The 24,851-nt window shown below is 50.1% G+C and carries 16 protein-coding genes; 2 read left to right on the forward strand and 14 right to left on the reverse strand.

What is annotated here, in order from left to right; translation table 11 throughout:
* Positions 1-8: 8 nt before the first annotated feature.
* The 14 genes from PQG83_RS13335 to PQG83_RS13400 form a co-directional block, all read right to left on the reverse strand.
* Positions 9-2,783: a two-partner secretion domain-containing protein gene (locus PQG83_RS13335; RefSeq protein ID WP_312741899.1), complete on the reverse strand. Its 2,775-nt coding sequence runs from the start codon at positions 2,781-2,783 to the stop codon at positions 9-11.
* Between the two features lie 94 nt (positions 2,784-2,877).
* Positions 2,878-3,261, reverse strand: coding sequence for a hypothetical protein (locus tag PQG83_RS13340; protein ID WP_312741901.1), 384 nt, complete (start codon positions 3,259-3,261; stop codon positions 2,878-2,880).
* 119 nt (positions 3,262-3,380) lie between these two features.
* Positions 3,381-4,418: a HEAT repeat domain-containing protein gene (locus tag PQG83_RS13345; RefSeq protein WP_312741903.1), complete on the reverse strand. Its 1,038-nt coding sequence runs from the start codon at positions 4,416-4,418 to the stop codon at positions 3,381-3,383.
* 85 nt (positions 4,419-4,503) lie between these two features.
* A complete protein-coding gene (locus PQG83_RS13350) occupies positions 4,504-5,340 on the reverse strand; it encodes a hypothetical protein (RefSeq protein WP_312741906.1) in 837 nt (278 codons plus the stop codon).
* 173 nt (positions 5,341-5,513) lie between these two features.
* Positions 5,514-5,864, reverse strand: a complete 351-nt coding sequence (locus PQG83_RS13355; RefSeq protein ID WP_312741909.1) for a hypothetical protein — start codon at positions 5,862-5,864, stop codon at positions 5,514-5,516.
* Positions 5,865-6,285: 421 nt separating this feature from the next.
* Complete coding sequence (locus PQG83_RS13360) at positions 6,286-7,851, reverse strand: sigma-54-dependent Fis family transcriptional regulator (protein ID WP_312741911.1); 1,566 nt, start codon at positions 7,849-7,851, stop codon at positions 6,286-6,288.
* A gap of 172 nt (positions 7,852-8,023) precedes the next feature.
* Positions 8,024-9,994 (reverse strand): CHASE2 domain-containing protein, encoded by a 1,971-nt coding sequence (locus PQG83_RS13365; RefSeq protein WP_312741914.1) that lies wholly within the window; start codon positions 9,992-9,994, stop codon positions 8,024-8,026.
* A 157-nt stretch (positions 9,995-10,151) separates the two neighbouring features.
* Entirely contained in the window at positions 10,152-11,432 is a 1,281-nt protein-coding gene (locus PQG83_RS13370; RefSeq protein WP_312741917.1) for a GAF domain-containing sensor histidine kinase, read from the reverse strand.
* Positions 11,433-11,808: 376 nt separating this feature from the next.
* Positions 11,809-14,169, reverse strand: a complete 2,361-nt coding sequence (locus PQG83_RS13375) for a CHASE2 domain-containing protein (protein ID WP_312741920.1) — start codon at positions 14,167-14,169, stop codon at positions 11,809-11,811.
* A 183-nt stretch (positions 14,170-14,352) separates the two neighbouring features.
* On the reverse strand, positions 14,353-15,681 hold the full coding sequence (locus PQG83_RS13380; RefSeq protein WP_312741923.1) for an ATP-binding protein: 1,329 nt from the start codon (positions 15,679-15,681) through the stop codon (positions 14,353-14,355).
* A gap of 437 nt (positions 15,682-16,118) precedes the next feature.
* Positions 16,119-16,508 (reverse strand): FecR family protein, encoded by a 390-nt coding sequence (locus PQG83_RS13385; protein WP_312741926.1) that lies wholly within the window; start codon positions 16,506-16,508, stop codon positions 16,119-16,121.
* A gap of 226 nt (positions 16,509-16,734) precedes the next feature.
* Positions 16,735-16,932 (reverse strand): hypothetical protein, encoded by a 198-nt coding sequence (locus PQG83_RS13390; RefSeq protein ID WP_312741929.1) that lies wholly within the window; start codon positions 16,930-16,932, stop codon positions 16,735-16,737.
* Positions 16,933-17,922: 990 nt separating this feature from the next.
* Positions 17,923-18,714: an MBL fold metallo-hydrolase gene (locus PQG83_RS13395; protein ID WP_312741931.1), complete on the reverse strand. Its 792-nt coding sequence runs from the start codon at positions 18,712-18,714 to the stop codon at positions 17,923-17,925.
* A gap of 288 nt (positions 18,715-19,002) precedes the next feature.
* Positions 19,003-19,671 (reverse strand): Crp/Fnr family transcriptional regulator, encoded by a 669-nt coding sequence (locus PQG83_RS13400; protein ID WP_312741933.1) that lies wholly within the window; start codon positions 19,669-19,671, stop codon positions 19,003-19,005.
* A gap of 830 nt (positions 19,672-20,501) precedes the next feature.
* Here PQG83_RS13400 and PQG83_RS13405 point away from each other — a divergent pair.
* Positions 20,502-21,119 (forward strand): hypothetical protein, encoded by a 618-nt coding sequence (locus PQG83_RS13405; RefSeq protein WP_312741934.1) that lies wholly within the window; start codon positions 20,502-20,504, stop codon positions 21,117-21,119.
* Positions 21,120-21,354: 235 nt separating this feature from the next.
* A complete protein-coding gene (locus PQG83_RS13410) occupies positions 21,355-24,843 on the forward strand; it encodes an adenylate/guanylate cyclase domain-containing protein (RefSeq protein ID WP_312741936.1) in 3,489 nt (1,162 codons plus the stop codon).
* The last annotated feature ends 8 nt before the right edge of the window (positions 24,844-24,851 follow it).

Here is a 24,851-nt window from a genome sequence, read left to right on the forward strand (position 1 = left end):
TCCTGCCTTTATGGACAGGGAACAGGTTGGCTTGTAGCCTGCGCGAACAACACGGGCGGCGTATACGCCGTTAAATGAATCGGCGCCTCGTGACCGGATAGACTCACTTCCGAAGTAGGTGTTCGGTTGTCATGCCCCATCGCGTGCTGTGACGCATCCGTGACCGGCAGGACCGGGCTGGCTAAGAATGTCCCGGGCGTGGGCGCCACACTATCGGATTTGGAATCCACAAAGGTACTAAAGTGGCCCCCTTCTCCCGCCACACAGCGGGACGCATACAGCGTGGCCACGTTCACCGGCTGATCGGGCAGAGGCGCGATCGTCCCACTCAGCACCTGAATGGGTGACTCAATCGTGACCGAGCCGCTGATGCCCGTTTGCGAAGAGGCATCCAGAGTACTCTGCGCATCCAATAAGACCGCCTTGCTCGCAACCAGGTTGATATTGCCCCCCTTCCCCGCCACGGCCTTGGCCAGGATTTGGCTGTTTTGGAGAATGATGAAATCCGGATCTAACGTGACATCGCCTCCGGCCGTATTCTCATCCCCTTGTACCGAGCTGGAAATGGTGCTGTCGACCAGTTGAATCATCTCGTTAGCAGTGAACTTGATATTGCCGCCTGAAGCTTGAGCCGCTTCCGCGGTGACGGTGGACTTATCCATCAGGATCGTGTCAGCAGCAGTGAGTTGAATGGTTCCTGCATTCCCAGTAGAAGTACTTTCTGTCCTAATTGAGGATTCTCCTGAAAGATTGATGTTTTTTGCCAATACGGTGATATCTCCAGCATTTCCAGATCCTTCTGCCGTGGCAAGAAGTTGGCCCTTGGTATTCAACTCTAAATTCCCATTTAAACTAAGGGTAATGTTTCCCGCCCTTTCAGAACCAATCGATGCGCTCCTAATTACACCGTTATCCGATATAAAAAGATTGTTCCCAGAGATATCCACATTCCCTCCTAATTCCGCAACAGATCGAGTTCGTATGCCCGTAAACTCAGGAGAACTCAGAGGGTCGACAGCGTTTCGGAAACCCTGAATTGTGATGTCGTGGGCTTCCACTTTCAGATCACCAGCCGCACCGCAAGGTCCTGGACAATTGACATCAACCAGAGACCCAATAAAAGAACCACTACTGATATCCAAGTTTTCCGATAATATAACAGTGGTTTTGCCTGAATTGCCCGCTCCAAAAGTTCCTGTTTGAATGGTGGATCCATTGGTCAATTTCAGGTTTTTGGCTTCAACTGTGATATTTCCGCCGTTTTCACTCCCCACGATTGGTGCCGATATCGCAGCCCCATTATCAAGGGAGATATTCCCGGCTACAACAATATCCAAGTTCCCCCCCTGGCCAGCTCCCACTGGAGTTGCTGAGATAAAAGAAGGAAAGGGATCTCTTCCTATAATTTCCAATCCATTGGTGTGCAGACGAATGTTCCCCGTATTTGCATCTGAGAAGGCCACACTCCACATTCCTACTATTTCACCGTCAATCAAGGTCTTATTCGCATTCACTTCAATATCCCCTGCATTTCCCACTCCTCCAAATGCAAAAGACCTAATTCCCGAAAAAGTGTCAAAGGGGCCGAGTTGAGGGTCAAACCTGCCACCCAAAATTTCCAGGCTGCCCCCGACATTGAGAATGATATCACCCCCATTGGTTGATCCACCAAACACATCAGCCTGTATTAACGATATATTTTTTACGATCATGTCTTCCGTCACTTGGATATTAATTCCTCCTTTGGACGTAGAGGGAGCATTCGAAATTTGACCATCGGGTAACCCTAACGTATTGGCCGAGATACCTGCATTATCTAGGGTTAATTGTCCACCCCGGATAATCACTTGCCCACCCACTGCACCGTCCACCTTGACCGAGGCATTGTCAGATAGGCCTATGGGACCAAGTTGTGTCGCATTTACTTGGATGTCGGCCCCATCACCCAGTGTAACTGTGCCAGGAGAGGCTATACTGACAAGATTAATTTGTCCGTCCGGGCTGTTGAGGTTTCCTCCAGAAATTTCGATATTTCCTCCTACCAGCGATAAGGTTTCTCCTGCTTCCACCGACAACGTGCTGCGGTCAACCATTAAAGAAGCCGGGTTGGATTCAAGAAATCCGAATGCTGCAACCGGCGCAATACTCAGCAGCGCATCCTGTGCACCGGGAAGAGCGGTGAATTGCACCCCGTCGCTGAGTTGTAAATAATCGGCGGTGGTGAAATGGGTGGCCCCGCCCACATTCAAAGTAGAATCCTTCCCGAATACGATTCCTGCGGGATTCATGAGGAATAAGTTGGCATTCCCAAAACCTTGAGTCTGAATCGTCCCGAGAATGTTCGAAGGATTGCCACCCGTCACACGGCTCAGGATATTGGAGGTCGGTAGCGCCGAATCATTCAGAAAATTTGCAACTCCGGTTGTCCCAACATCAAACTGACCAAAAGAATGGAACAGATTGGAACCATTATCAGGACGGGTCCCACCAGTAATGTTGCACACATTGCACCCAGCAGGTACATTGGTTCCCATCGACCCATCAGGTGTGATATTGGTGACTACCTGCCCAAAAGTTGAACTATAGAAAAGCTCCAAAAGGAAGACACTACTCAAGACTAACACAAAAACCGGTCTGGAATGGCCTAAGGGAAAAAACGAGTTTACTTGTGGAAGAGAATATAAAGGTTGGGGGGGTGTTTTATCTTGAGGATAAGGAAATACTCGGCCCAACCAGCCGGCGTTCAGAAATACATCTCTAAAGGACCACGCTCGCATTTCCATTTTGCTTACCCCACAATACTATCCCTTATATTCAGAAAATATTCTGGAATCGTCTAAACATAATTTTTCCCTTTGTGGCATATACCACAAAAGGTTAGCTAGCTTTTTTCATAGTCGTTGTTCCATCGTTTGATATCTGAATTTCCACAGCGTCACCCACCTCTATTGTTCCCTCAACAACCACTGGAGGTACTGTAACATTATTAAATTCCTCCCCACTTTGTAACCGATAAAAAGTGAATGGAGGAACCTCTTTCTTGTCAACCACTTTCCCCCCAGAAAATTTTCCAGGGCACACAGTATATGGCCACCCACAGCCAGCTTCCGGGCCATCGACTTTGGGTTTTTGGTAGGGATAAACAACTTCCCCGCCTGTTCGCACCTCAATGGAAATAAATGGGTGCCCACAACTAACCAAAAATAGCGAGAAAAATATGAACACCACACCTAGCTTCAGCATTTCTGATAACTTCAGCATTCCTGACCTCCTTGGCAATTGAGTTATGCCTTATAAAGTCATTGGTGAGTAAAAAAGTTATATTAGTGAACCATTTTCGATATAGTTCCTTACATTCATTACTACTCATGGACCAGGCTTCACTGTAATTTCTCGCTCTTGTTCCCTACCCATTTAGCTTTACACTCATCACTTGTATCCTGATCCTTTTTTTGTTCAAAGTAACACTCTATTCCCACTCTTGCGATAATATTGTGAGCACTCAATATTTCCAACATGAAAGCTCGAAATGATGTTCCGACCTTGGCTTCGGCTAGAAGGCTTTCCAAATAGGACTTCACATCTGGACCTTTCCTCCCATTCTCTAAATGAAGCACTCCCTTGCTTCCCGAGAATGCCAAACCTTGAATGGCGGCACGTCTTAAACGCCTAAGCCATATCGTTTGGTCATCCCTCGGCAAGTCCTTCAAAAGCTTTGTAGAAAAGGCAACACTTTTGGGGGTGACTGATTCCGCCACACCATCTCCGTCGGTAAGTGATTGTCTTGGTGTTTGACTATCAGAACCATCAGACTTTTCAAGTCCCTCACTTGCCTGGTTGACCAATTCTCCTAAGACACTTTTTATTAATTCGCCAGATTCCTTGTCATTTGCTCCCCCTGTATCTTGACCGTTCAAATTCAACATTTGGTCTCGAATATTAGCCCAGACCCCCAGGGCTCGAACTGCATCGGTCTTGACCCGCAAATCAGATTCTTGGCTTCCTTGTTCCAGGAATTCCCTTAACCCAGACAAAGCTTCAGGAGTGGCCAGAACACCCAGAACAGTGACAATGTTTGAGCACAGACGCTCGTCGATATTTTTTCCTTTACAACCATCCCTTAATAATTTTCTAAGTTCAGGAATCGCAGTCTGATCCTGTGCATAGGTTTGTATATTCTTAAAATATTCAACCGTGAGAGGGGAAGGAAAAGGTTGCCGTACAAAGTCTTGTATAGGAATAGGAGAGGGTCCCACACCGAACTTCTTGTCCATAAAAAATTGGGAACTACTTTCAAGCGCTATAAGTTGACTCTCACCATTTTTACCTTGAATCTCGCCTGCCATTCCTAAGTCTGAAAATTGAACAACTACAAAAAAAACCACACAAATTATCCATCTCATTCCCAAGCCCATCATGCATTCCTCCATTTCACAGGAGTCCAACAAAAATATTGCGCCATTAGATAAGAAAATAAAATTGGCTGTATTTCAGAGGTAGAACTCATTTTCTTCTCAAGTTCTGACATTCACATTCATTGAGGCTTGTATTTTCTGAATGAATTGATGGGTACATCACCCCTTTTTCCAAGTCATCGAAACCGCGGTGTCCAAGATTTTTATTATGTCCAAATTCGTGGAGCCACAAGACCCCTTCCAACTCTGGACAGTCCTTGCAGTACTTTGCAACGGCCACTGAATGGCCCTTAAGGTTGGAACAGCCTAGGATAAGGGCTGTACCAGTTTTCTCGCACCAAGTGATTTCCTCTACGACTTTGACCCCTTGAGGATCTAGTGCATTCAAAATTTGAAAATCAAACTCGCTGCAGATCTCCCCAAAGACAAAACAATCGTTCGAATTCGATTGCGATAATGCTATTGGATCCATTTTAAAATCAGCAATTTTATCTTCTATGGTTCCCCCTATAGTTTCTTGCACCGAGGCTTCCCGCTTTAATGTAATCCGACAAGGAAAGTCACTTCCCTGACCCTCACGAGCGGCTTTCGTTGCTTCCTCAAGAATTTCATCTGATTCTTTTGGAGTTAAATCTACATCGGAATGTTTTGTAACTTTGAGGAAATGAATTACTTCGGATTGTTGCGCAAACGACGGAACTTGGCAGGATTCTACAGGTGGAATTTTCTTTGGAGGTAATCCCGAAATACCTGGTCCTTGCCCAGAAGTCTCAACCTTTACTCTGACACAACCAATTACCATTAAAACTATCGCGCCCATAAGGAGTAAATTGGACCCATATACCTTTATGAATTTCATAGACTCTCCCTTTAACCTCTCAGGTCTTGTGAATTCATAATTTTTCTGCTGTTTTTTATTTTTCATAAACCATGCCCCTAAATTCGCAACCCTACATACCATTTCCCTCGGAACATGGATAACCCAAAAAACTGACCTGCAATTAATACATGGAATGAAGATAAGGAAAAGGGATAATGTTTTGATAAAGCCAAGGCCGGGACTAGCAATACCGTTATAACAAAATAAAAAAGATCAGTTCATAGTATTGCAGTTGTCAGAGAACCAATGCTTTCCCTCTTCCAACCATTCCATTTTGAGATTGTGCCTTTCTTTTTTTCTCCTACATGCTGTGCGGAAATGTTATGTAACCAAATAATTATTGCAATAAAGGCAATTGCAATGCCGTATTCAGCGACAGCTTCCAGCACTCTCACCTCACCTCGACTAAGTTCCATATTTTCATAAGCGTTTTCTCGAAGGTCGAAAGGATAAGAGATCGGGTCCTGTTCTTGTTCAGCGGAGGATGCGTATCCAATCAGATACGAGTTGTATCTGATTGGATACATAATGGGGCGGTTGAAAAAAGCCGCCAGCGGCGTTCTCGCCATTTTTCCGTGCTCACGTACTGGAAGTACGCTCTGCGCGCAAAAATGACTGCGGCCTTGCTGGACGAACTTTTTTGAACCGCCCCGAGGCCTCTAATAGGCACCGTGCCTGTAGGTGAATATGCCTTTAGAAATTATTATTATTCAACACTCCCATAATGCGTTTGATTCAGTGAGAGAGAATGTTTTTGAGTGTTCCAATTGCGCAAAATCCGACAAGGAACATCCCTCCCGGATTTTCTCTTGGCCTCATTTCCAAGGAAACGGAACTAAAACTTAAGCCCCTTACCCCTTGAATGGGGACTAACCTTTTAGACAAAGAAATGGGCTATCGTTTTTTATGTGCTTTTAGTGAAAGAGAGAGGAGTTCCCTTTGTGGGGCTGGGTGGGATCTTAGAGACCCCGTCGAAGTGCAATTCGATGATCAGGGGGATTCGTAGACTTCATCACGCAAGTGGTTGACCTGAATGTTATGACGTTTGATTTTTTTGATGAGTCCCTGCCGGCTTAAGCCTAACCGTTTGGCCGTTTGGACCTGATTGAACCGGCAGGCCAACAAGGTCTCTTTGATCATGCGTTGCTCCAATTCATCGACGGCTTGATGGAGACTCCGGCCTTTCATATCTATGGTGCCTCCGGTCGTTTGGACAGGGCATCGGATACCTTCTTCGAGCGCGTCCTCCTGTATCGTCGTGCCACGAACCATGACCATTAATCGTTTGATTTCATTTTCTAACTGCCGGATATTTCCCGGCCAGGAATATTCCATGAATCGCTCCATAGCCTTGGCAGACAGTTTTTTCCTGGGTCGATCCATCTGCGAGCTATAGAGGTCCAGAAAATAATTGACGAGCAGGGGGATATCCGCCGGGATCTCCCGTAAAGCCGGCGTATGCACATGGACAACTTTGAGACGGTAGTAGAGATCGTCTCGAAACGTGCCGGCTTTAATAGCGGCTTCTAAATTTTTATTGGTGGCCGCAATGATTCTGATATCGAGGGGAACGGACTCTCGCTTCCCCACCGGCTCAACGGCTCGCTCCTGCAGCACCCGTAAGACTTTGGCCTGGGCGCTTACGCCCAGATCTCCAATTTCATCCAAAAACAGCGTGCCCTTATTCGCCTGTTCAAATTTGCCGATTCTGGCCTCTACGTCCGTCGCCGTGCCTTTGCTGATGCCGAACAATTCACTTTCGATTAACGTCTCGGGGAGGGCGGCACAATTGATCGCGACAAACGGTTGACGGGCTCGCGGGCTATTGTAATGAATGGCTTTGGCCACCAATTCCTTTCCGGTTCCGTTTTCTCCGGTAATAAGCACATCCACTGAACTATCCCGGACCTGATCGATGATTCTGATCAGTCGCTGCATGGGCAGACTGTTTCCCATAAGCTTTTTCGTGGAGTACTGTCCTTCGACCTCTTTCCACAAATGCGCGTTTTCCTGTTGCAACCGTTCGCGTTCCCGCCGCAATTGTTCCATCACATGGAATTTCTGAAGAGGGATAGCGATGCTATCAACCAACGTCTGAGCCGCCATTTCATCCTGGGCGGTAAAGTCCTTGCCCTTTTTATTCACGGCTTCAAAGACGCCGATGATGTCTCCGGTTCTGTCCCGAACCGGCAGCGCCAACAGGGTCTGCGTTTGCCGCTTCATTTGGGCGTCGATGCCGGAAAAAAATCTTGAGTCCGATTGCACATCTTTGACATTGATCAACTCTCCCGTCGCCACACAGGCGCCCGCAATTCCTAAGCGCGCATCCAGGCGCAATACCCGCCCGCCCACAGGGAGGGGAAACCACAGCTCACATTCCTTCCGATCCAGAAGAAACACACTGATCCCCTCCGCCTGCAGGACCTGGCGTGATTCTTTTTCAATGAGTTGTAATAAGGTTTGTAATTCCTGCTCCTGGTTGATCTGAAGCAGAAATGTTTCAGGAAGGTCTATTCTCTTGTGAGGGATTGCTTCTTTTCCGGATCGACTCGCCATGGCGGTGTTCCTGAAAATTCCGTTGACCCCACACCGCTGGACAGCAGGGAGCGTCAACTGTACACATTATGACCAGGTGTGAATGGAGAAGGCAACTACCCGCTCCGCGCGCCCTTTCTGTGTTCACCTGAGGAGGCTATCCTCTGGCCATCCAAAATCCCGGGCCCATGCCCTAGCCTCTGGCTTGTTCGATGGAGGTCACCGAACATGGTTCCGGACTTCCCGTCTTCGTGAACAGCCGGTAAATGGAAATGCGGTTGGCTTTCCCCCTTAGCGTGATCACGCCGACCTCTTTGAGTCTCCATGGATGGTCCCCGAGGTATTGCTTGGTCGTCTCTCCAATCAGGATCCGGCAGACTTCATCTTTAGGCCAGGTCTCCAACGAGTCTTTTTGGAAACTTTCCAACCGAGAGGCAACATTCACGGAATCTCCAATGGTCGTAAATTTCAACCGTTGTTCACTGCCCAGACTTCCGACGACCACCGGCCCCGTTTGAATGCCTATCCGCATCCGCACCTCCGGCAACCCCTGCTGCTGCCATTGAGTATTGAGGTGTCGCATTTCCTGTTCCAGAGCCACGGCACAACTGACTGCATTGTTGACATCCTCCCGCTTGTCGGCTTCCGTTTGTCCCAGCCGGAATACCCCGAAATCCGCTTTAATCATGTCTCCATGATAATCATCAACCATCCCACCATGGTTGGTGATGATTTTCACCATGCGCTCCATGTAGGTATTGAGCCAGTCAAGTACCGTGTCGGGTTCCATGTTTTCTGCCACCGTCGTGAACCCTTCCAGATCCGTAAACAACGTCGTCACCACCAGTTTTTGTGGGCGTAACCGGCCCTTTTCCAAAAATTGTTCCCGCTTCTCCCAAACAGCCTGGGCCACTTCTGAAGAGACATGCCGGGAAAAAAGCGACATCAGGAGCGCCCGGTCCTGCTTTTCCCGGTTCGAAAGCCAGGCTGTCACCACCATGGCATTGACCACCAATCCAATGACCGGCGGGATAAACGGGATCCACGTCCCATACATCATCCCGTTCACCACCACTCCGCTTAGCAGCAGCATCCCCATGAGCACAGCCAGAGAGAAACGCCAGGCACCTCGAACCCACACGCCGATGAATCCGCCCCCCAGCACCCATAGCCCGATCCAGGCTGTTTCCAGATTATCCGGAAATGTCGCAATGGGGGCCTGGCCCTCTCCCTTCGCTAAGCGGAGCAGTTGGTGCACCATATATCCATGCAATTCAAGTCCGGGAATTGGGGGACACACGGCGAGTGTTCCGCATTGTGAGGTATAAAAATAATCTTTGACGCCTTGGGCAATAACCCCCACAAGCACAATGTGGTCCTGAAGCAGTTCCGGATTGAACGTTCCTTCCAGTATGGCTCCAAAGGAAATGGTCGGAAAGACGTTCTTCCCCCGTTCAAGATCCAACAGATATTGATACCCCTGGGCATCGGCTTCCACATACCCCCCATCGTGCGCTTCGAAAGGGCGAATAACCGTTTTTCCAAGTTGCAACCAATTAGAATTCTCAACGGCCGGCTTGGGTACGATCTTCTCCTGCTGTAAATATTGGAGGGCCAGCAGCAAAGAAAATGACCGATAGAAATTGGTCCCATCATCCAGGAATAAGAGACCACGGCGAACGATCCCGTCGGAATCGACGACCACATCGTTAAACCCCACACGATCCGTGCCTTGCAACATGGCCGGACCGGGAATACCCCCCTTCTCAATTTTTCCGAATTTCATGACCATCAGGATTTCCGGATGCGCCCCAAGTACCCGGTCCAATTCCTGTCGACCGGGCGGCACGTCCAAGTCCCGATAGATATCCACTCCGATCGCTCGAGGGTGATGTGCCGTCATGACGTCCAAGGCTCGCGCAAGGACTTCATCCGTTACCGGCCAACGCCCTAATGTTCGAATATCCTGGTCCGCCATCGACACCAGCGTAATCGGGGGGATCGGCCGTGTGTCGGTCGGACGAAGACGCATTGACCAATCGTAGGCATCCAGTTCCGCGCTTTCCAGAAAGCCTTCCCACCGAAGACCCATCACACCCAGAAAAACCAGGAGGGTCATGATCCAGATTTGAAAGGCGGGAGAACGAAGAGGGGAATGGCCCACAGAGATCTCCTTCACAGCTCAGGCACGATATGAATGAACCGGAAAACGGGGAGATATCTGCTATATTTTGTTGGTCACCACGAGCCAGTCCATGCTGAAGATGGTGCCATGAACAGGAAGAACATGGTTCACGCCTCGTACCCGTTTTCCAAAAGGTTTAAGAAGACACCTGATCCGAAGAAAACGTGGTCGGCACTTCCATGGGCAAATGAATGTGAAAAACGGTGCCTCTATCCACTTCACTCTCAACCGCAATGACTCCGGAATGCGCCTCGATGACATCCTTGACAATTTTTGTTCCCAACCCCGTCCCACCCTGCTTCCGGCTTATCGCCCTGGCCGTGAATAACGTATCTCGAATTTCGGCGGGCATGCCACGCCCGGTATCAATCACGGACACGTGAACCGTCTTTCCCATAGCCTCCATTTGTCCCGTTATCGTGATAGACCCGCCCTTGGGAACTTCGGAGATGGCGTTATTAACAAGGTTATAGAAGGCATTAAACAGCCGGGATTCATCGGCTTGCATCACCGGCAAGTCCAAAATTCCTTCATGAGCCAGAGAAATCCCTTTTTCTTGAGCGGTCAGCTTCAAGGTATCAAACACCGAAGCCACCACATGGTGAAGCTTACACGGGGCAAAGCGTGGAGGGCTCGTCAAACCCTTTACGCAATCGGCAATTTCTTTCACGCGCTCTTGAATCCGCTTAGCGTTATTGCCCACCATCCCAATGACTTCCAGGCATAATTCATAGCTCGCCCGGCCTTTGTCAGGATCAAACGCCGGAAGATCGGCGAAGACGTCATTTATCTCATCCCTTAGGAGTGACGTCCCACACATGACCGGCATCAGCATATTTTTTACGTCATGCCCAATGTCTCCCAGGATTCGGGCCACTTCCGCTAATTTGGCTTCCTGAAATAATCGCGCCTGCTCGATGGCCAGTGCCGTGAAAGCCCCGATGATCATTAAGATGGCCACGTCGTCCTGATTTAACCTGTCCTCCCGCTTGTTCATCACCTCCAGGACTCCAATCGGATGGCCTTCCCATCGGTTCAGAGGAATGGCAATCAGGTCCCTGGTGTGGAATCCGCTCAGGTGATCGATTTTCTCGAAGTGACGCTGATCCTCCTTCACATCCTTAATCACCACAGGGTCTCCCGTGGCAAAAACCGAACCCGCAATGCCTTGCGTCCAGGGAAATGCCGTTCCGGGCTTGAGTGGCTGGTCACCAATTGAATGGTAGAACACCAATTCCTCCGTTTCCGGATTGGCCAACAACACGGAACCGGCTCGGCAGTTCACAACCTCCAAAGCTATCTTTAATCCCTGTTCCACCACATCTTCCACGCTGAGATGCTGAAAAAGCGCCTGGCTTATTCTCCGGGCGGCTTCAAGTTCCCGCTCTTTGCGATCCAATTGGTTCGAGGGATTCATGTCTGGCTCCGAAATGATGTCAAGGTTGACCCAATTTTCACCATTAACCGAATCACATTTTGAGGGTTATTCGAAAAGGGTAACAAAATTTGAATAAAAAAGCTTATTGGGCCTTAAAGGAATCACATAAGAGGACGCGGTGTGTACCTGGCTTCAGTCGAACCTTCCCGGACTGGGTCCTGCACTCGCGGAGTCCGAATGAATACGAGTAAGGAATGCAGGCTCTTATCGTTGCCCCTTGAAACAGATTGGTGCTGGATCAGTTTGCGTCTGGATAGGATCCCGGATGACGTCAATTTTACCGATTTTGCGAAAAGCCTAAATAGGAGAGTTTTGAAATACTTCTTACAATTCAGCATACCCAAAAATAAAGACATCAGATGCCCTGATTTTCAAGGGGATTTCCGGCCCCAGGGAAACGATTCGATCTGGAAAGGTCATCATCGTTGACACGAAGCGCATCCCAGGATAGGCCAGGGCTATAGTTCTCTAGTGTCACCACTTTATCCCATGGTTCAGAAGGTGGATTTTTGCGGTACTGTTTACAGAGTTGAAGATAAAACTCCGAAGGTCCATCTCCCTCGACATGGTCAAGATACTGAGAAAACCATTCTCGTGCGACATTCCAATCCTGCATTCTAAATGCCCCGAGACCTTTGGCGAAGATCCGACTCGTGATCATTTGGTTTGGGTCAGCCTCCTCCAGGCGACTGATGAGTTCGTGGAGGACAAACGGCGGCTCATGGCCTTTTAGCTTAAATTGTCCAAGCTCTCTCAAGAGAAAGGGTGCTTCGAGTCCATGGACGACATCGCCCGTCGCGATGATGGTCGTTCCCATATACTTATTCAACCCTTCCACCCGGAAAGCCATATTCACAACCTCTCCGGCCGGACGGTACTCAGCATGATCGACCGCCCTCTCCGTACCGATGGTGACTTGCCCGCAATGCAACCCGATCCTTGTGTGAAGACTGTATGGCCCTACCTCTCGGTTATACCGATCAACCGATTTTGCAATATCCAAGGCTGCGAAACACGCTTGCTTTCTCAGCCCCGGCTGATCCAGGGTCGCTTTCCAGATCGCAAGAAACGAATGTCCTCTCAGATCGACGATGAGCCCACCGTGGTGGCGGACAGGCGTAAAGAGCGCGTTAAAGTATTTCCCGAGCAACACACGCAGTTCTTGAGGGTTCAGTTTTTCCGATAGGGTCGTGTAATCCGCGGCATCGGTAAACAGACAGGTTCCATAGACGACATGAGGGCCACCCTTGAGATTGCCGAGATTCCGGGACAGCGCATCCACCACATCATTGGGCAGGTAGTCCCCAAAAACCTTGCGCATGTTCTTCCGCTCCTTTTCGGTCTTATAATAATTCCACAAGACCGCACTCCCGAGGGCCAATGGACCCTGCACGAACAACGGAATCACGAGGGGAGACCACATAAAGGCGTTCTGAAATGCATAGGCGGCCCCCCCGAGATACATGAGACTTAAGACCAGGACTGTGCCGGCTGCCATGACCGTTGAAACCATCCGGCAAACTACCCCCACAAGCAGGCCCCAAGACAGGAGAATCAACACTTTGGCACGCAGGTTCATGGGTGTGACGGAAGAGTCCTCCAGCATGTTGGCAAGAGCGGTGGCGGCTATTTCCACCCCGCCAATAAAGACCCCATTCCCCTGGAACAACCCCGTGTAAAAACTTTCCTTTTTTCCCTCCGGCAAAATGTCGGAATGCCCCACAAAGACGACTTTGTCTTTGAGATTCCCTCGGGCACCCCTCGTAGCGTCGGGCCGGGAATCCATAACCTGATAATACGGAATGGTGAAAATGGTCTGTGAAGGTCCATAAAAATTGAGATAACGGCTGTGCTCGCCTCCGTAAACCTTGATCAGCGCCTTGAGCAGCTTGGAGTTCTTCGCAATGGTTGGTCCGGATCCCGCATATCTGAGAGCCTTGAGCATATCTTCCGTCAAACGCGGATCGCTCTGAAAGAGTTCTCTGATATTCCGCACCAACTCCACCAGCCCTTTGCGTGTTCGTGCCGACTCAAAATCCTTGGGAAGGTGGCCGGTTAAGTTAGGGCGGACCTGCTCAAGGAGTTCAATAAACTGTTGGTAGAGGGGTGAAAAAAACAATTGGAGTGCCAGAATGGGAAAGATTGGCGTTTCGCCAGCTCCTTGGTGAACCGTCCAATCCTGGTATACCTTAGCCGGGATTCTTGAAAGCACAAACGGTCCGGTTCCGGCGGCCGCTTCTTTAAAGGCTGCAAATGGCTTGGAGATTTTCACGATGCTATCGGCGTCAGGCCGGGCCTCGCCCATCATACTCATGGGAACGTCCCCGGCAATCACGGTATCCGCCAACACGACATTCCCTGCTCGTTGAATAGCTTGTACAAAATATCCATCCTCCTCCGGCGATCGGGCTTCCAGAAAATTCACGTCAAAGATTATGACTCTGGCTCCGGCTTGCACCAGCCGCTCCGTTAACCGTGCATAAAGAGTGCGAGGCCATTCATCGGGATTGTCCGGGACGTTGAAGTGCGCTGAAGAGTCATGATCAAGACGAATGACCGCGACGTCAGTCGGTGGCGGCCTGATGCCTCGCAATTGAAACAAGAGGCCCAATCCCACATCTTCTTCAAGACTGCGAGAAAGCGGGACAACACTGAGGACAACTCCAACGATACCAATGAGCAGACCAAACAAACCGGCCTTTATGAGTTTGGCCACGAATGCCTCTCATCTGATTCCGGGAATTTCATTCCTGAAGAAACCACCAGAACCGTCAGTACCCACTGCTCCATGTGGGGATTTCCGAACGACCTATCTCATCAGCTTCATCCTCGTCGTCCCCTGAGAAGCCCACACCGAGCAACCCTCCTCAAAATAGAAGACCAGCCGTCGGGACAATTTTCACAATCTCGGTGGAGGAGGGTGAACAGGAAGATGCAGATAAAACGTGGTGCCCACACCCAGCTCACTTTCTACACCAATACGTCCTCCATGGGCATCCACCACATCTTTGACAATTTTGGTCCCCAGCCCCGTCCCTTCCTGCTTGGTGGTGATAGCCTCGGAGTGAAAAAGGCGATCCCGCACTTCGGGGCACATGCCACGGCCATTGTCCGAAACAGTGACGAGAATCCCCTCTCCCGGATTAACCTCCTCTCCAGAAACCGAGATCAGGCCTCCTCCGGGAATCTCCGGAATGGCATTGCTGATGAGATTGTAAAAAGCGGTAAAGAGACGGTGTTCATCAGCTTCAATGACAGGGAGTGTGTCCAGATTGTCGGTTTCAAGAAGGACCGCGTGCTCCGCCGCATAGGTTTTTAGGGTTGCGAACACGGCCCTCACTACAGTGGAAATCTGGCAGGGGGCAAAATGGGGTGGACTCGTGACACCTTTGACTGCATCGGCAATTTCCCGCACGCGCCGTTGTATCCGCCTGGCATTGTTCACAATCATCCTGGTGAGTTCCTGACAGTTGGCATAACTCGTCTCAGCCCCTTTCATCTTGACGTCGATCCAATGAGAAAAACGTTCGTCCAATTCTTCCTCCAGTAATTGGGCCCCCGATAACACCGGCATCAACATATTCTTAATGTCATGACTGACATCACCCAACATTCGCACGATGCCGGCGAGCTTCGCTTCCCGATACAGACGGGATTGCTCAATCGAGTTCGCGGCAAGGGCGGATACAATTGTCAGGATAGCCAGGTCTTCTTCATCAAGAAGCGATTCGCGTTTATTCAGGACTTCCAACACACCGATAGGCTTTCCTTCCCATCGCTTTAAGGGCAGAGCGATCATATCCCGTGTGACGTGTTCGGTTAACACATCGATGGCTTCATAATGACGTTGATCCCGTTTGACATCCGGAATCACGATCGGCTGTCCCGAATGAAACACGGCCCCGGCAATCCCCTTGTCCCAAGGAATCGCGGTTCCTGCTTCCACCGGGCTGGCTCCAATGGAATGCCGGAACACGAGTTCCTCAGAATCCTGGCTGGCGAGAAGAATGGATCCGCTCTCCGCTCCAACAACCTCCAGAGCAGTGGTGAGTGTTTGTTCAACCAGCTCATCGGTGTGAAGATTCTGGAAAAGTACTTCCGTCATGCGGCTGGCCGCTTCCAACTCCCGATTGCGCTGTATCAATCGTCGGTCTTCTATCCGGCGAGGTTTTTTACGCCGGTCCGGAACCGACATCTGAAACGAGGAGGATTTGCATTCTAATTCCACAGATGTTTCTCCCATGAGGTTGCGTGAGCCATCCCATCCCATACAGACTACCTACATGATTCATAATCTTTCATACAGCCGGTCAATGCTGGTTTGTTTTCAAGTTGAAAACCATTGCCTCTCACCCCTTTGGCCTTCTTTTTCCTTTAACGACGGATGAATGGAAAAGCACTTTGATCACCGCAACGAAATTTTCAAGATTACGCATCTCCAAAGCATACAGCCATGAACAAAGAACATTGGGGTACCGGCTATTCCTCTTGGCTCCCTTCTTCAGCATCACTCACCGGATTGGACGACATATGGTTACACCAGCGCTTTTCCTTTTGCTGAAACGACCGTTTCCCGTCCGGTTAGAGAAAACGTTCTCTTATCCTTGGCGACCACACCCTTCCCATCAAGGATGGTGATTGCCATTTGAGTGTTTTCGATTAGAGTCAAGCCTTCCCTAACGCGCGAATTCCACGGGTAAAAACATCGGTGGCACTTTCGATGAGGAAGACCGGAACTGTCTTTCCTTTTTGAAGTCCTCCCAGAGTGATGGTGGTGTTTTGATCCAACCGTAGTACCGCTCGATTGGCGAGGGCGATATCCGCCCGGCTCCTATCACCTACCCGAATGCGATCCCCGGCACAGAAGAAATCGTCGAGGCTCACCGGCTGCCACTGCTCAACATTCACGCGGCGCACCTCCACTTTGCCCTGAACGGACACGACAGTCGCCACAATCGGATTGCATTCCGGACCCCATGTGACCGGCGTGGTGAGCCCGACAGCCACGAAGCTGATGCACAGTAGCCAGGGGGCATAGACAGGGACCGCGTTCATGGTCATATTTCACCCATGTTTAGTGTATGGAGAAAGTGCGTTCTGTGTGCTCGTCTTTCGATGTTTTGGCGAGCGGGAACCGGGAAATTTTGAGAATATCCATACAGTATTTCACTCCTCTTCTGCAGATTTTCTAGCAATGATCCCGGGGCTTGAATTCGGAGGCTTTGACAACACGAGGCGTCGAATGACGCGAGGGGAGAAAGCGTACGAAGGTTAGAGTACGTTACGGGTTCATGGTCCTGCCATTTGGATCTCCTTCTTTTTTTCTGACATTTCGTGCCGCCAAATCTTTGGTCTCAACACCGCGCCCTTTGTGGTTTTTGACATATTCTACTTCATCCACCCATTGTTCCCATGCTTTAAGAATACCTTTAAAGAGACGGATGATCTGTCGGTTAAAGATGACGGTTTCTTGTTGCATGGGCCAGGTTCCTTCACTCACATTTCTGCACGACGGGTGATCGAATCGTTCCTATGGCTCAACGACTTGATGAACCCTGTTTCTGAGGCTAGTGAGGAAGAGGGAATATTCGTGTTCCACACCTTCTACCACCTCAGAATCCGACTCCTTTCGTCACGATTTTCTTGACGAAAGTAAGGAGCCAAACCCAGAGGCGGGTTCATTAGAAAGAGACGATTGCGTGTTTAGAAACACGAGCCGCAGCTGCTCGAGTCCACGTATGTCCCGACCCCCTAGAATCCCTTCTCATGGTTTGAGAGACCGTGACAGGGAAATAATTGGGGTTCATATTTTTGTGATTTTGATCACGTTAATTGTCATTATTGAGGCAACTTCAATACCATCCTTATGGTGGGTGCCCTTACGGATTTTCTTGAAGATAACCAATTGGCTGTAAACGAATATTTCCGTTTCCAAACATTTCAACTATTGTTACGCCAGATCAGGCACCACGGAAGGGTATCCATTTGGATACATAATTTATCTATTTAGATACATGTCTTGGTTGAAGGCTGTTGGCCCAAGGTCAATCATTTCTGTCTAGGTATTGTCTTTTGGTCCGAATTTTCCATAGCCCCTCTCAAAATATTCAGATCAGGACCGTTGGGTTACGATTCTTTTTCTGAGAGAGAAAACGAACAATCCCAATGATCCAACACAGGCATTGGGATTGTTGGAGGCGTGGTCGGTTTGACTTAGGAAGGACCAACCAACGTCAATCGATTGTCTGAGAGGCGGGAAAGGAACGGGAAGAAGAGAAGAGCTAAAAGCAAAAGGGTATTGCCAGGAGTCTGTCGGACTTTGGGAGCCGATAGGGAAAATGTGGCAAAGCGAGGCAGATGTTGACGATTTTGCCGGCTCATAGTGGGGTGAGACTAAGGGCCAGGGAGGCGGCGATATATGGGCCGTCTAGGCACTTTTGCAGCGGATTCATCTAACTCCGACAGGCTCCTAGAAATTCACTTCCTGGCCTTCTGTCAATATCGTGACGTGAGGGATATCCAGATGGCGTATTTCATCAATGATTTGATCTCGTACGGTAGGCTTCATATGGTAGACGTATAAGGGCAGATCAGGTTTCCCGATTTTTCGGTATTCGTGGGCTAAAAGAGTTGGCGTGAGATGTTTACTTCGAGAAGCCATATCTTTCATTGAATCGGGAAAGGATACTTCAATAAAGACTCCTTTTAAATTTGGTATTCGGGCCGCCTCTTGCCAGAGGGTTTCCGTCACATAGGTATCTCCACTATAAATCCAGGCCACCTCGTCATCCTGAATAATAAACCCTGCGGTTTCGACGGTATGGTTAACGGGAATGGGGGTTACTCTCACCCTTCCAGGCAAGCGCCATTCGCGTTTGGGCTCCAATTCCTCGCCACGTAGCATGGCATATTGAGATTTTGGAAGATGGAAGAAATTCGGAAATACCAAATCGTTAAAGACATGCTTCTGAAGTCCAACTAAAACCGAGGGTAAACTTGCTACCACGATTTGATGATCCACCCGCCCCGACATATTATCGACAAGTGGGGGAATGCCCTTTACGTGATCTAAATGCAAGTGGGAAAGGAGGATATGTGTGATCCGTTTTTGCTCATCTAACGTGAGTCCTGATGCTAATGTTCCAGCATCAACCATCAATTCTTCATTAACCAAAAACCCCACGCTCCGACAAATATGCGGACTGGTCGGTCCATTCACGAGCAGATCAGATCCATGGGCCCCCAATACCCGGATGTTCACAAAAAATCCCTTGCATGAGAGCAATGATCCATTCGCGTGCCTTCCTAGTGCGCCATATTCAAAAAAAAAGGCAGGGATGAGCGACCAATTTCAAGTCGTGGAATCCTAGGGGGTACCCACCTCTTCGATGGAAAGACAATCCGAGGATGTTTTCTATTTTTTAATTTATCCCATTCCAGGCCTCCTGTCTGTGACATTCATCACATTCTTGGTGTGATTCTCCTCACACTTCTTCAACGCCCTATTTTTTTTAAATCATCAATAGCACCCAACCAAATTTGTTGGGCTTTATTCCCATAATCTATTGATATAGATCGTGTTTCGGGTAACCGTCAGACTTCCGTTTTCCTTGAGAGCCTTAAGGGTCCGACTCAAGGTTTCCCTGGAGCATCCTACCATGTTGGCTAATTCCTGGAAGGATGGGCGATTGGATATCACGAGTTGCCCATGAGTCTGAATTCCATCCTGAAACTCTGCTAAATCAAGAAGACAGCGACCCACACGCCCATACATATCAAACATCACGAGACTGCGAACTTGTTCGCTGACTTTTCGCAATCGTTGAGAAAGATTCCTGAGAATTTTCATGGAAATGTCTGGATGGTTTGTTAACAGTTTCTTCAATTCCTTTTGTCCCAATAAAAAAAATTCACTCGGCTCCGCTGTTATCACCGATGCAGATCGTGGAGCCGATTCAAGAATGGCCATCTCACCGAAAAAGTTCCCTGGACCTAAGTGCGAGAGGATAAATTCCTGCCCGTTTTTCCCGGTTAACAGCACCTTAACTTTGCCTGACAAAATAATGAACAACATTTCGCCTGAATCGCCTTCTTGAAATATCATATTTTTGTCAGGGAACTTTCGGCGACTCCCAGAATCGGCCAGCAGATTGAGTTCCTGATCCGCTAATTCGGAAAAGAGTGGGACATTTTTAATCGCTTGTTTGTACATCACCATGACAGGAAATTTCCTGGGGAGTCAGTCTTCCCTTGGACTGAGCAGGCATTAGCTCTTCTTGGAAAAAGCACAATAATTCCGACATCAGCCCATTTTAAGTTTTCAAACGGAGCCATCATGCAAAAAAATTTTAATAAAGACAACACCCTTGTGCCTGGCAACCACTACCCACTTAGCCTCTCCATGGATACATGCTTGCTCGATCAAACTGGTGACCATCACCGGGACCATCGTCAGGATGGCCCAATCTTCCTCATGATTTCAACGCATTCCTTCTCATGGCTCCTGAGTCTAAAGATGAGACACCATCAACAAACACCTCCTCGAAGAGTCAAATAATCCCGAAACGTGTCCCAGCATGTCATGCATGGGCCTCCTGGTTCATCAGCGCCGCCAAGAACCCGTATCCTTGAACCTATTGGATTAGGTTTCGAACAATTCCAGGTTTCCCCTTCCAGATTCATCGCTATTGATATATTTGCGTCCTTTAGCTAGCCTAAAAAACCCGGATGAGTTGTTTGTTCATTCAATCATCTTGAAAACGATAATTTCCGTATTTTGGAATGTATGACCTCACTGAAGAATTGATAGAGGAAAACGACTATTCTCACTGCAATAGTTTTTGTATTCGATGTAACCAGAGCCATGCCCATGAGTAGATTGGATGTTTCAGCACATAACAGTATTGATTAGCTTTATTCATAACGTCTTCATTAATCGTTATGGTACATCCCCAGGACAGACCATCAACGACTTCAGGCTCTAGGCATACAAGGGTAGATAGTGCCATCATTCCAGCAGGGTCAGTTTCCAATCAACCCCGCGAGCCCGTGACTGCACGGGGCAATTCCGCAAAACCTCAATCGGATTTAATTCGAAAAGCCCACTCCGTCCTCCAAGACGAACTCGAATCCCGTACAAGTCTGGGAACGGAAGTCCTACCAATAGATTCCCTCCCTGTCTTGCAGAATCTCGAAACCACGGTGGAGCCATTACGCCAACAGCCAGAGACGTTGGTCGACGCTTTGCTCGATGTGCCAAAACATCGGCCAGAGTCCTTGGCCCACATGGCATCCCGATTCTCCAAGCTTGAGGGGCTCCAGCCTGAAGATAATTTCCAACCAATAGTTCTGCTCAAGATTTCCTTACCACTCAGTCCAGGGCAAACCGGTCACATAGATTTCACCCTGATCAATGACGACCCCACAGAAACAGCCGAGCATACCCTGTATACGACGAATCTTGTTGGCATGTCCGGGCACAGAATTCCTGAGACATACATAGCCGTACTTCCGAATCCGGTACGAATCCCTCCTGGAGAATCCGTAGACGGGCGCATTCAGATTCAAGTCCCCACCGGCACTCCCCCAGGGAGCTATGGCGGATTGCTACAGACGGAAGACATCACCCGGCTCCAAGCCGTGATCCGCCTTTCTGTTTGTTCCTAGGGAAGATTCAGGCTCTGGACAGGATTGCGGTGAACCAGGATTCTCAACCCACGTGCATGAACCAGTGCGTGGCGAAAAGGAAAAATGGAACTTGACGGTAGCGACAGCGGTATTTCAAATCGCTAGAGCCGGGTGAAACGAAGGCTCCGGAAAGTATGTGTCAGTGCATAAGGAAAGCCAGCGGCCAAGAATGCCGCGGGCGATCTTCTTCAGAATCTGTTCAGAGGGCCTAGAAATGACGTTCGAAGAGATCCTGGATGCGACAATGCGTTTGCTTGAGAGTCGAAAGCGCATAACGTATGGGGCCCTCAAAAGACAATTCAGTCTCGATGATGAGTTTCTCGAGGACTTGAAGGCCGAACTCATCAAAGCTCGACGCGTCGCCGTTGATGAAGGCGGGGAAGTGCTGGTGTGGACCGGGAGGGATGACACAACGCCCAGCCCAATCACAGAACGGGGAAACATACCTAATCCTTCGCGAGAAGGTCAGGTCACCCACCAGGTTCGACCCTCTGCTCAGGCTGAAAGGCGCCAACTCACAGTGATGTTCTGTGATCTGGTGGGTTCAACGGCTCTGTCTGAACGGCTTGACCCCGAAGACCTGCGCGAAGTCATAGAAGCCTACCAGGAAACCTGTGACCACGTCATTCAAGGCTTTGAAGGAACAATCATGCAATTCCAGGGCGATGGGATTCTGGTGTACTTCGGGCATCCCATAGCGCACGAGGATGATGCACAACGGGGAATCCTCGCCGCTCTCGGAATCTTGAATGAGCTCCCGAATTTAAACAACCGCCTCTGGCAGGTTTGCGATGTTGAGCTGAGCTTGCGGGTTGGAATCCACACCGGCCTCGTTGTGGTGGGAGAAATGGGAAAAGCCGGGTGGCTGCAGACGATGGCCCTTGGGGAAACGCCCAACGTGGCGTCCCGCATCCAAAACCTGGCGGCCCCCAACACCATTGTGATTAGCGAGGCGACGCTGAAATTGGTCAAGGGCTTCTTCACCATCCACGCCCTTGGTGACTATCCCATCAAAGGGATTTCCCAACCCATAAACCTCTGGCGCGTGCTGGGGAAAAGTGGCGTGAAAAGTCGTTTCGAGGCCGCGGGTAGCGGACTGACCCCTCTGGTGGGGCGGGAGAACGAGATTGAAGGGCTTCTCAAAGGGTGGGAGCGAGTTAAGGATGCCATTGGCCAGGTCGTCCTGGTGAAGGGAGAGGCCGGAATCGGCAAAACACGATTGGTGGAGGAGTTGAAAGACCGACTCAGGCACGAGAATCCCATGCGTCAGGAGTACCGGTGCTCCCCCTTCTACCAAAACACCGCCCTCTATCCAGTCACCAATCTATTGGGACAGTGGCTCCACCTCGAACAGGAAGATGCCGCGGATGCCAAACTTCGCAAACTGGAGAGAGCCCTCAATGGCCCTAAAAACGACCATCCCAAAGCGGAAGCCGTGGCGCTTCTGGCCAATCTTCTCTCGGTGCCACTGGACAAGAGATATCTCCCCCTAAATTTGACCCCCGAAACTCAGAGGCAGAGGACTCTCGAGGTCCTGCGGGATTTGCTCTTGGAGACCTCGCCTGGCCGACCAGGGCTCTTCCTCGTAGAAGACTTGCACTGGGTCGACCCCACGACGCTCGATTGGCTGACCATGGTGATCAACCACGCCGCCACAGCAGGCGTGCTGGTCATCCTCACCTTTCGCCCTGATTTTGAGCCGCCGTGGGCCGACCAACCCAACGTGGAGAAAATCTCGCTGAATCGGTTGAACGGCATACAGGTCGGGGCCGTGGTCCAGGGAGTGACAGGCGGCAAGCCGTTGCCTCGGGAGATTACGGAGCAGGTCGTCAGCCGGACCGACGGCGTGCCGCTGTTCGTGGAGGAACTCACCAAATCATTACTGGAATCAGGACTACTCCGCCAGGGGGAACATGAATATGAGCTCGTAGGATCACTGCCTTCAATGACGATCCCGGCCACCCTTCAAGACTCGTTAATGGCCCGGTTAGACAGACTCGCGACCGCGAAACCGGTGGCCCAGCTGGGCGCGACCCTGGGCCGAGAGTTCAGCTATGAGCTCCTTCACGCAGTGTCCCCGCTCGGGGAGACCACGTTGCAGCATGAGCTGACACGACTGGAAGAAGCCGAACTCGTGTATCGGCAGGGTCTGCTCCCTCAGGCCACATACATGTTCAAGCACGCCTTGATCCAGGAAGTCGCGTACGAGTCGTTATTGAAAAGCGCGAGACGAGAAGTCCACCATCACATCGCCGAGGTCCTGGAAAATCGGTTTCCATCCACGGCCGAGTCCGAACCCGAGCTTTTAGCCCATCACTATACCAAGGCGGCGCGCCCTGACCGGGCGATTCCGTACTGGCAGCAGGCGGGGCAACGGGCCCTGAAACGTTCCGCCAACCCGGAAGCCATTTCGCATCTGACACAGGGCCTGACGCTCCTCCAAACACTACCCGAAGGCCCCGAGCGCGACCAGAAGGAGTTAGCGATGCAACTCGGCCTCAGCCCGGCCTACATGATCACGAAAGGATGGGGAGCGGTGGAAGTCGAACAATGCTCCAAACGGGCCCAAGTTCTAAGCCAAAAGTTAGGAGACGGCCAGAGTCTCTATGCGTCGACATGGGGTTTGTGCTTTAACTATTTCTTGCGTGGACAGTTAAATGATTCCTTGAAAACGGCGGAAGAGGTTTTCCGGATGGCGTATGCAACCGATAACCCCGTTTTGCACGTAGGGGCGCATCATGCGGTCGGCTACTCCTACCAATATCGGGGAGATTTCACAAAATCGCGGGAGCATGCGGAGAAGGGTATAGCCCTGTTTAACCTTGATCAGGAGCGAGCCATTGTCGATTTGTTTCAGTTGTCTTCTACGGTGCCATTGCACTCATTCTTAGGCGGCGGCAAATGGATGCTGGGCTATCCGGAACAGGGCTTGGCGCATATCGGACAGGCAGTAGCCCTCGCTCAGACGCTCCAACATCCCCCTAGTATCGCCTTCGCCTATGGCACTGGATGCTTTGCCTACCATTCCGCCCGTGACTTTGAGTGGGTGGAGCATGCATCAGCCAAAGTGCTGGAGCTGGCCGAAAAGGAGGTGTTTCAACTGTGGGATACGATCGCCCTGACATACCACGGCTGGGCGATAGGAATGAAGGGCCGTATCAAGGATGGGATTGAGGAGATCGAAAAGGGCTTGGAAAAGTTTCGACTCACCGGCACTCGGGTTATGCTGCCTGACGTCATGACAATGCTTGGAGAGCTTCTGTGGCAGGCGGGCCGAATTGAAGAGGCGCTCGCGGCGCTGGACGAAGGAATCCGCGAGGCCACCCACTCAGACCGAAACGAGCATTTCATGGAACCTGAGCTCTATCGCCTCAAGGCAGAGATTTTCAAACAATGTGCCGAAGTTGAGGATCACCCGGAGAATGCCGCTCAATTGTTTAAAGATGCCGAAGACTCTTTCCAAGATGCGTTGGATCTCACACGTAAGCAGAGAGCTCGCATGCTGGAGATTCGCGCGGCAGTGGGGTTAGGTCGACTATGGCAACGACAGGGGAAACCGCAGGAGGCCCTCCAGATCCTCGAGCAGCTCTACAACTCATTCACCGAGGGATTTGACACGGAGGATCTCCGGGAAGCGCACATATTAATCGAGGAGTTGAGAGAATCGCCATGTCACTCGAGGATTAAAGTTCAGGCCGATTAAACTAAGAT

It is taken from the genome of Candidatus Nitrospira neomarina, from assembly GCF_032051675.1.
Classification (GTDB): Bacteria; Nitrospirota; Nitrospiria; order Nitrospirales; family UBA8639; genus Nitrospira_E; species Nitrospira_E neomarina.

Excerpts from the sequence above, each read along its gene's own strand:
- PQG83_RS13335 (WP_312741899.1), bottom strand. The coding sequence starts at position 2,783 with ATGGAAATGCGAGCGTGGTCCTTTAGAGATGTATTTCTGAACGCCGGC.
- PQG83_RS13340 (WP_312741901.1), bottom strand. The coding sequence starts at position 3,261 with ATGCTGAAGTTATCAGAAATGCTGAAGCTAGGTGTGGTGTTCATATTT.
- PQG83_RS13345 (WP_312741903.1), bottom strand. The coding sequence starts at position 4,418 with ATGATGGGCTTGGGAATGAGATGGATAATTTGTGTGGTTTTTTTTGTA.
- PQG83_RS13350 (WP_312741906.1), bottom strand. The coding sequence starts at position 5,340 with ATGAAAAATAAAAAACAGCAGAAAAATTATGAATTCACAAGACCTGAG.
- PQG83_RS13355 (WP_312741909.1), bottom strand. The coding sequence starts at position 5,864 with ATGGCGAGAACGCCGCTGGCGGCTTTTTTCAACCGCCCCATTATGTAT.
- PQG83_RS13360 (WP_312741911.1), bottom strand. The coding sequence starts at position 7,851 with ATGGCGAGTCGATCCGGAAAAGAAGCAATCCCTCACAAGAGAATAGAC.
- PQG83_RS13370 (WP_312741917.1), bottom strand. The coding sequence starts at position 11,432 with ATGAATCCCTCGAACCAATTGGATCGCAAAGAGCGGGAACTTGAAGCC.
- PQG83_RS13385 (WP_312741926.1), bottom strand. The coding sequence starts at position 16,508 with ATGAACGCGGTCCCTGTCTATGCCCCCTGGCTACTGTGCATCAGCTTC.
- PQG83_RS13390 (WP_312741929.1), bottom strand. The coding sequence starts at position 16,932 with ATGCAACAAGAAACCGTCATCTTTAACCGACAGATCATCCGTCTCTTT.
- PQG83_RS13400 (WP_312741933.1), bottom strand. The coding sequence starts at position 19,671 with ATGGTGATGTACAAACAAGCGATTAAAAATGTCCCACTCTTTTCCGAA.
- PQG83_RS13410 (WP_312741936.1), top strand. The coding sequence starts at position 21,355 with ATGACGTTCGAAGAGATCCTGGATGCGACAATGCGTTTGCTTGAGAGT.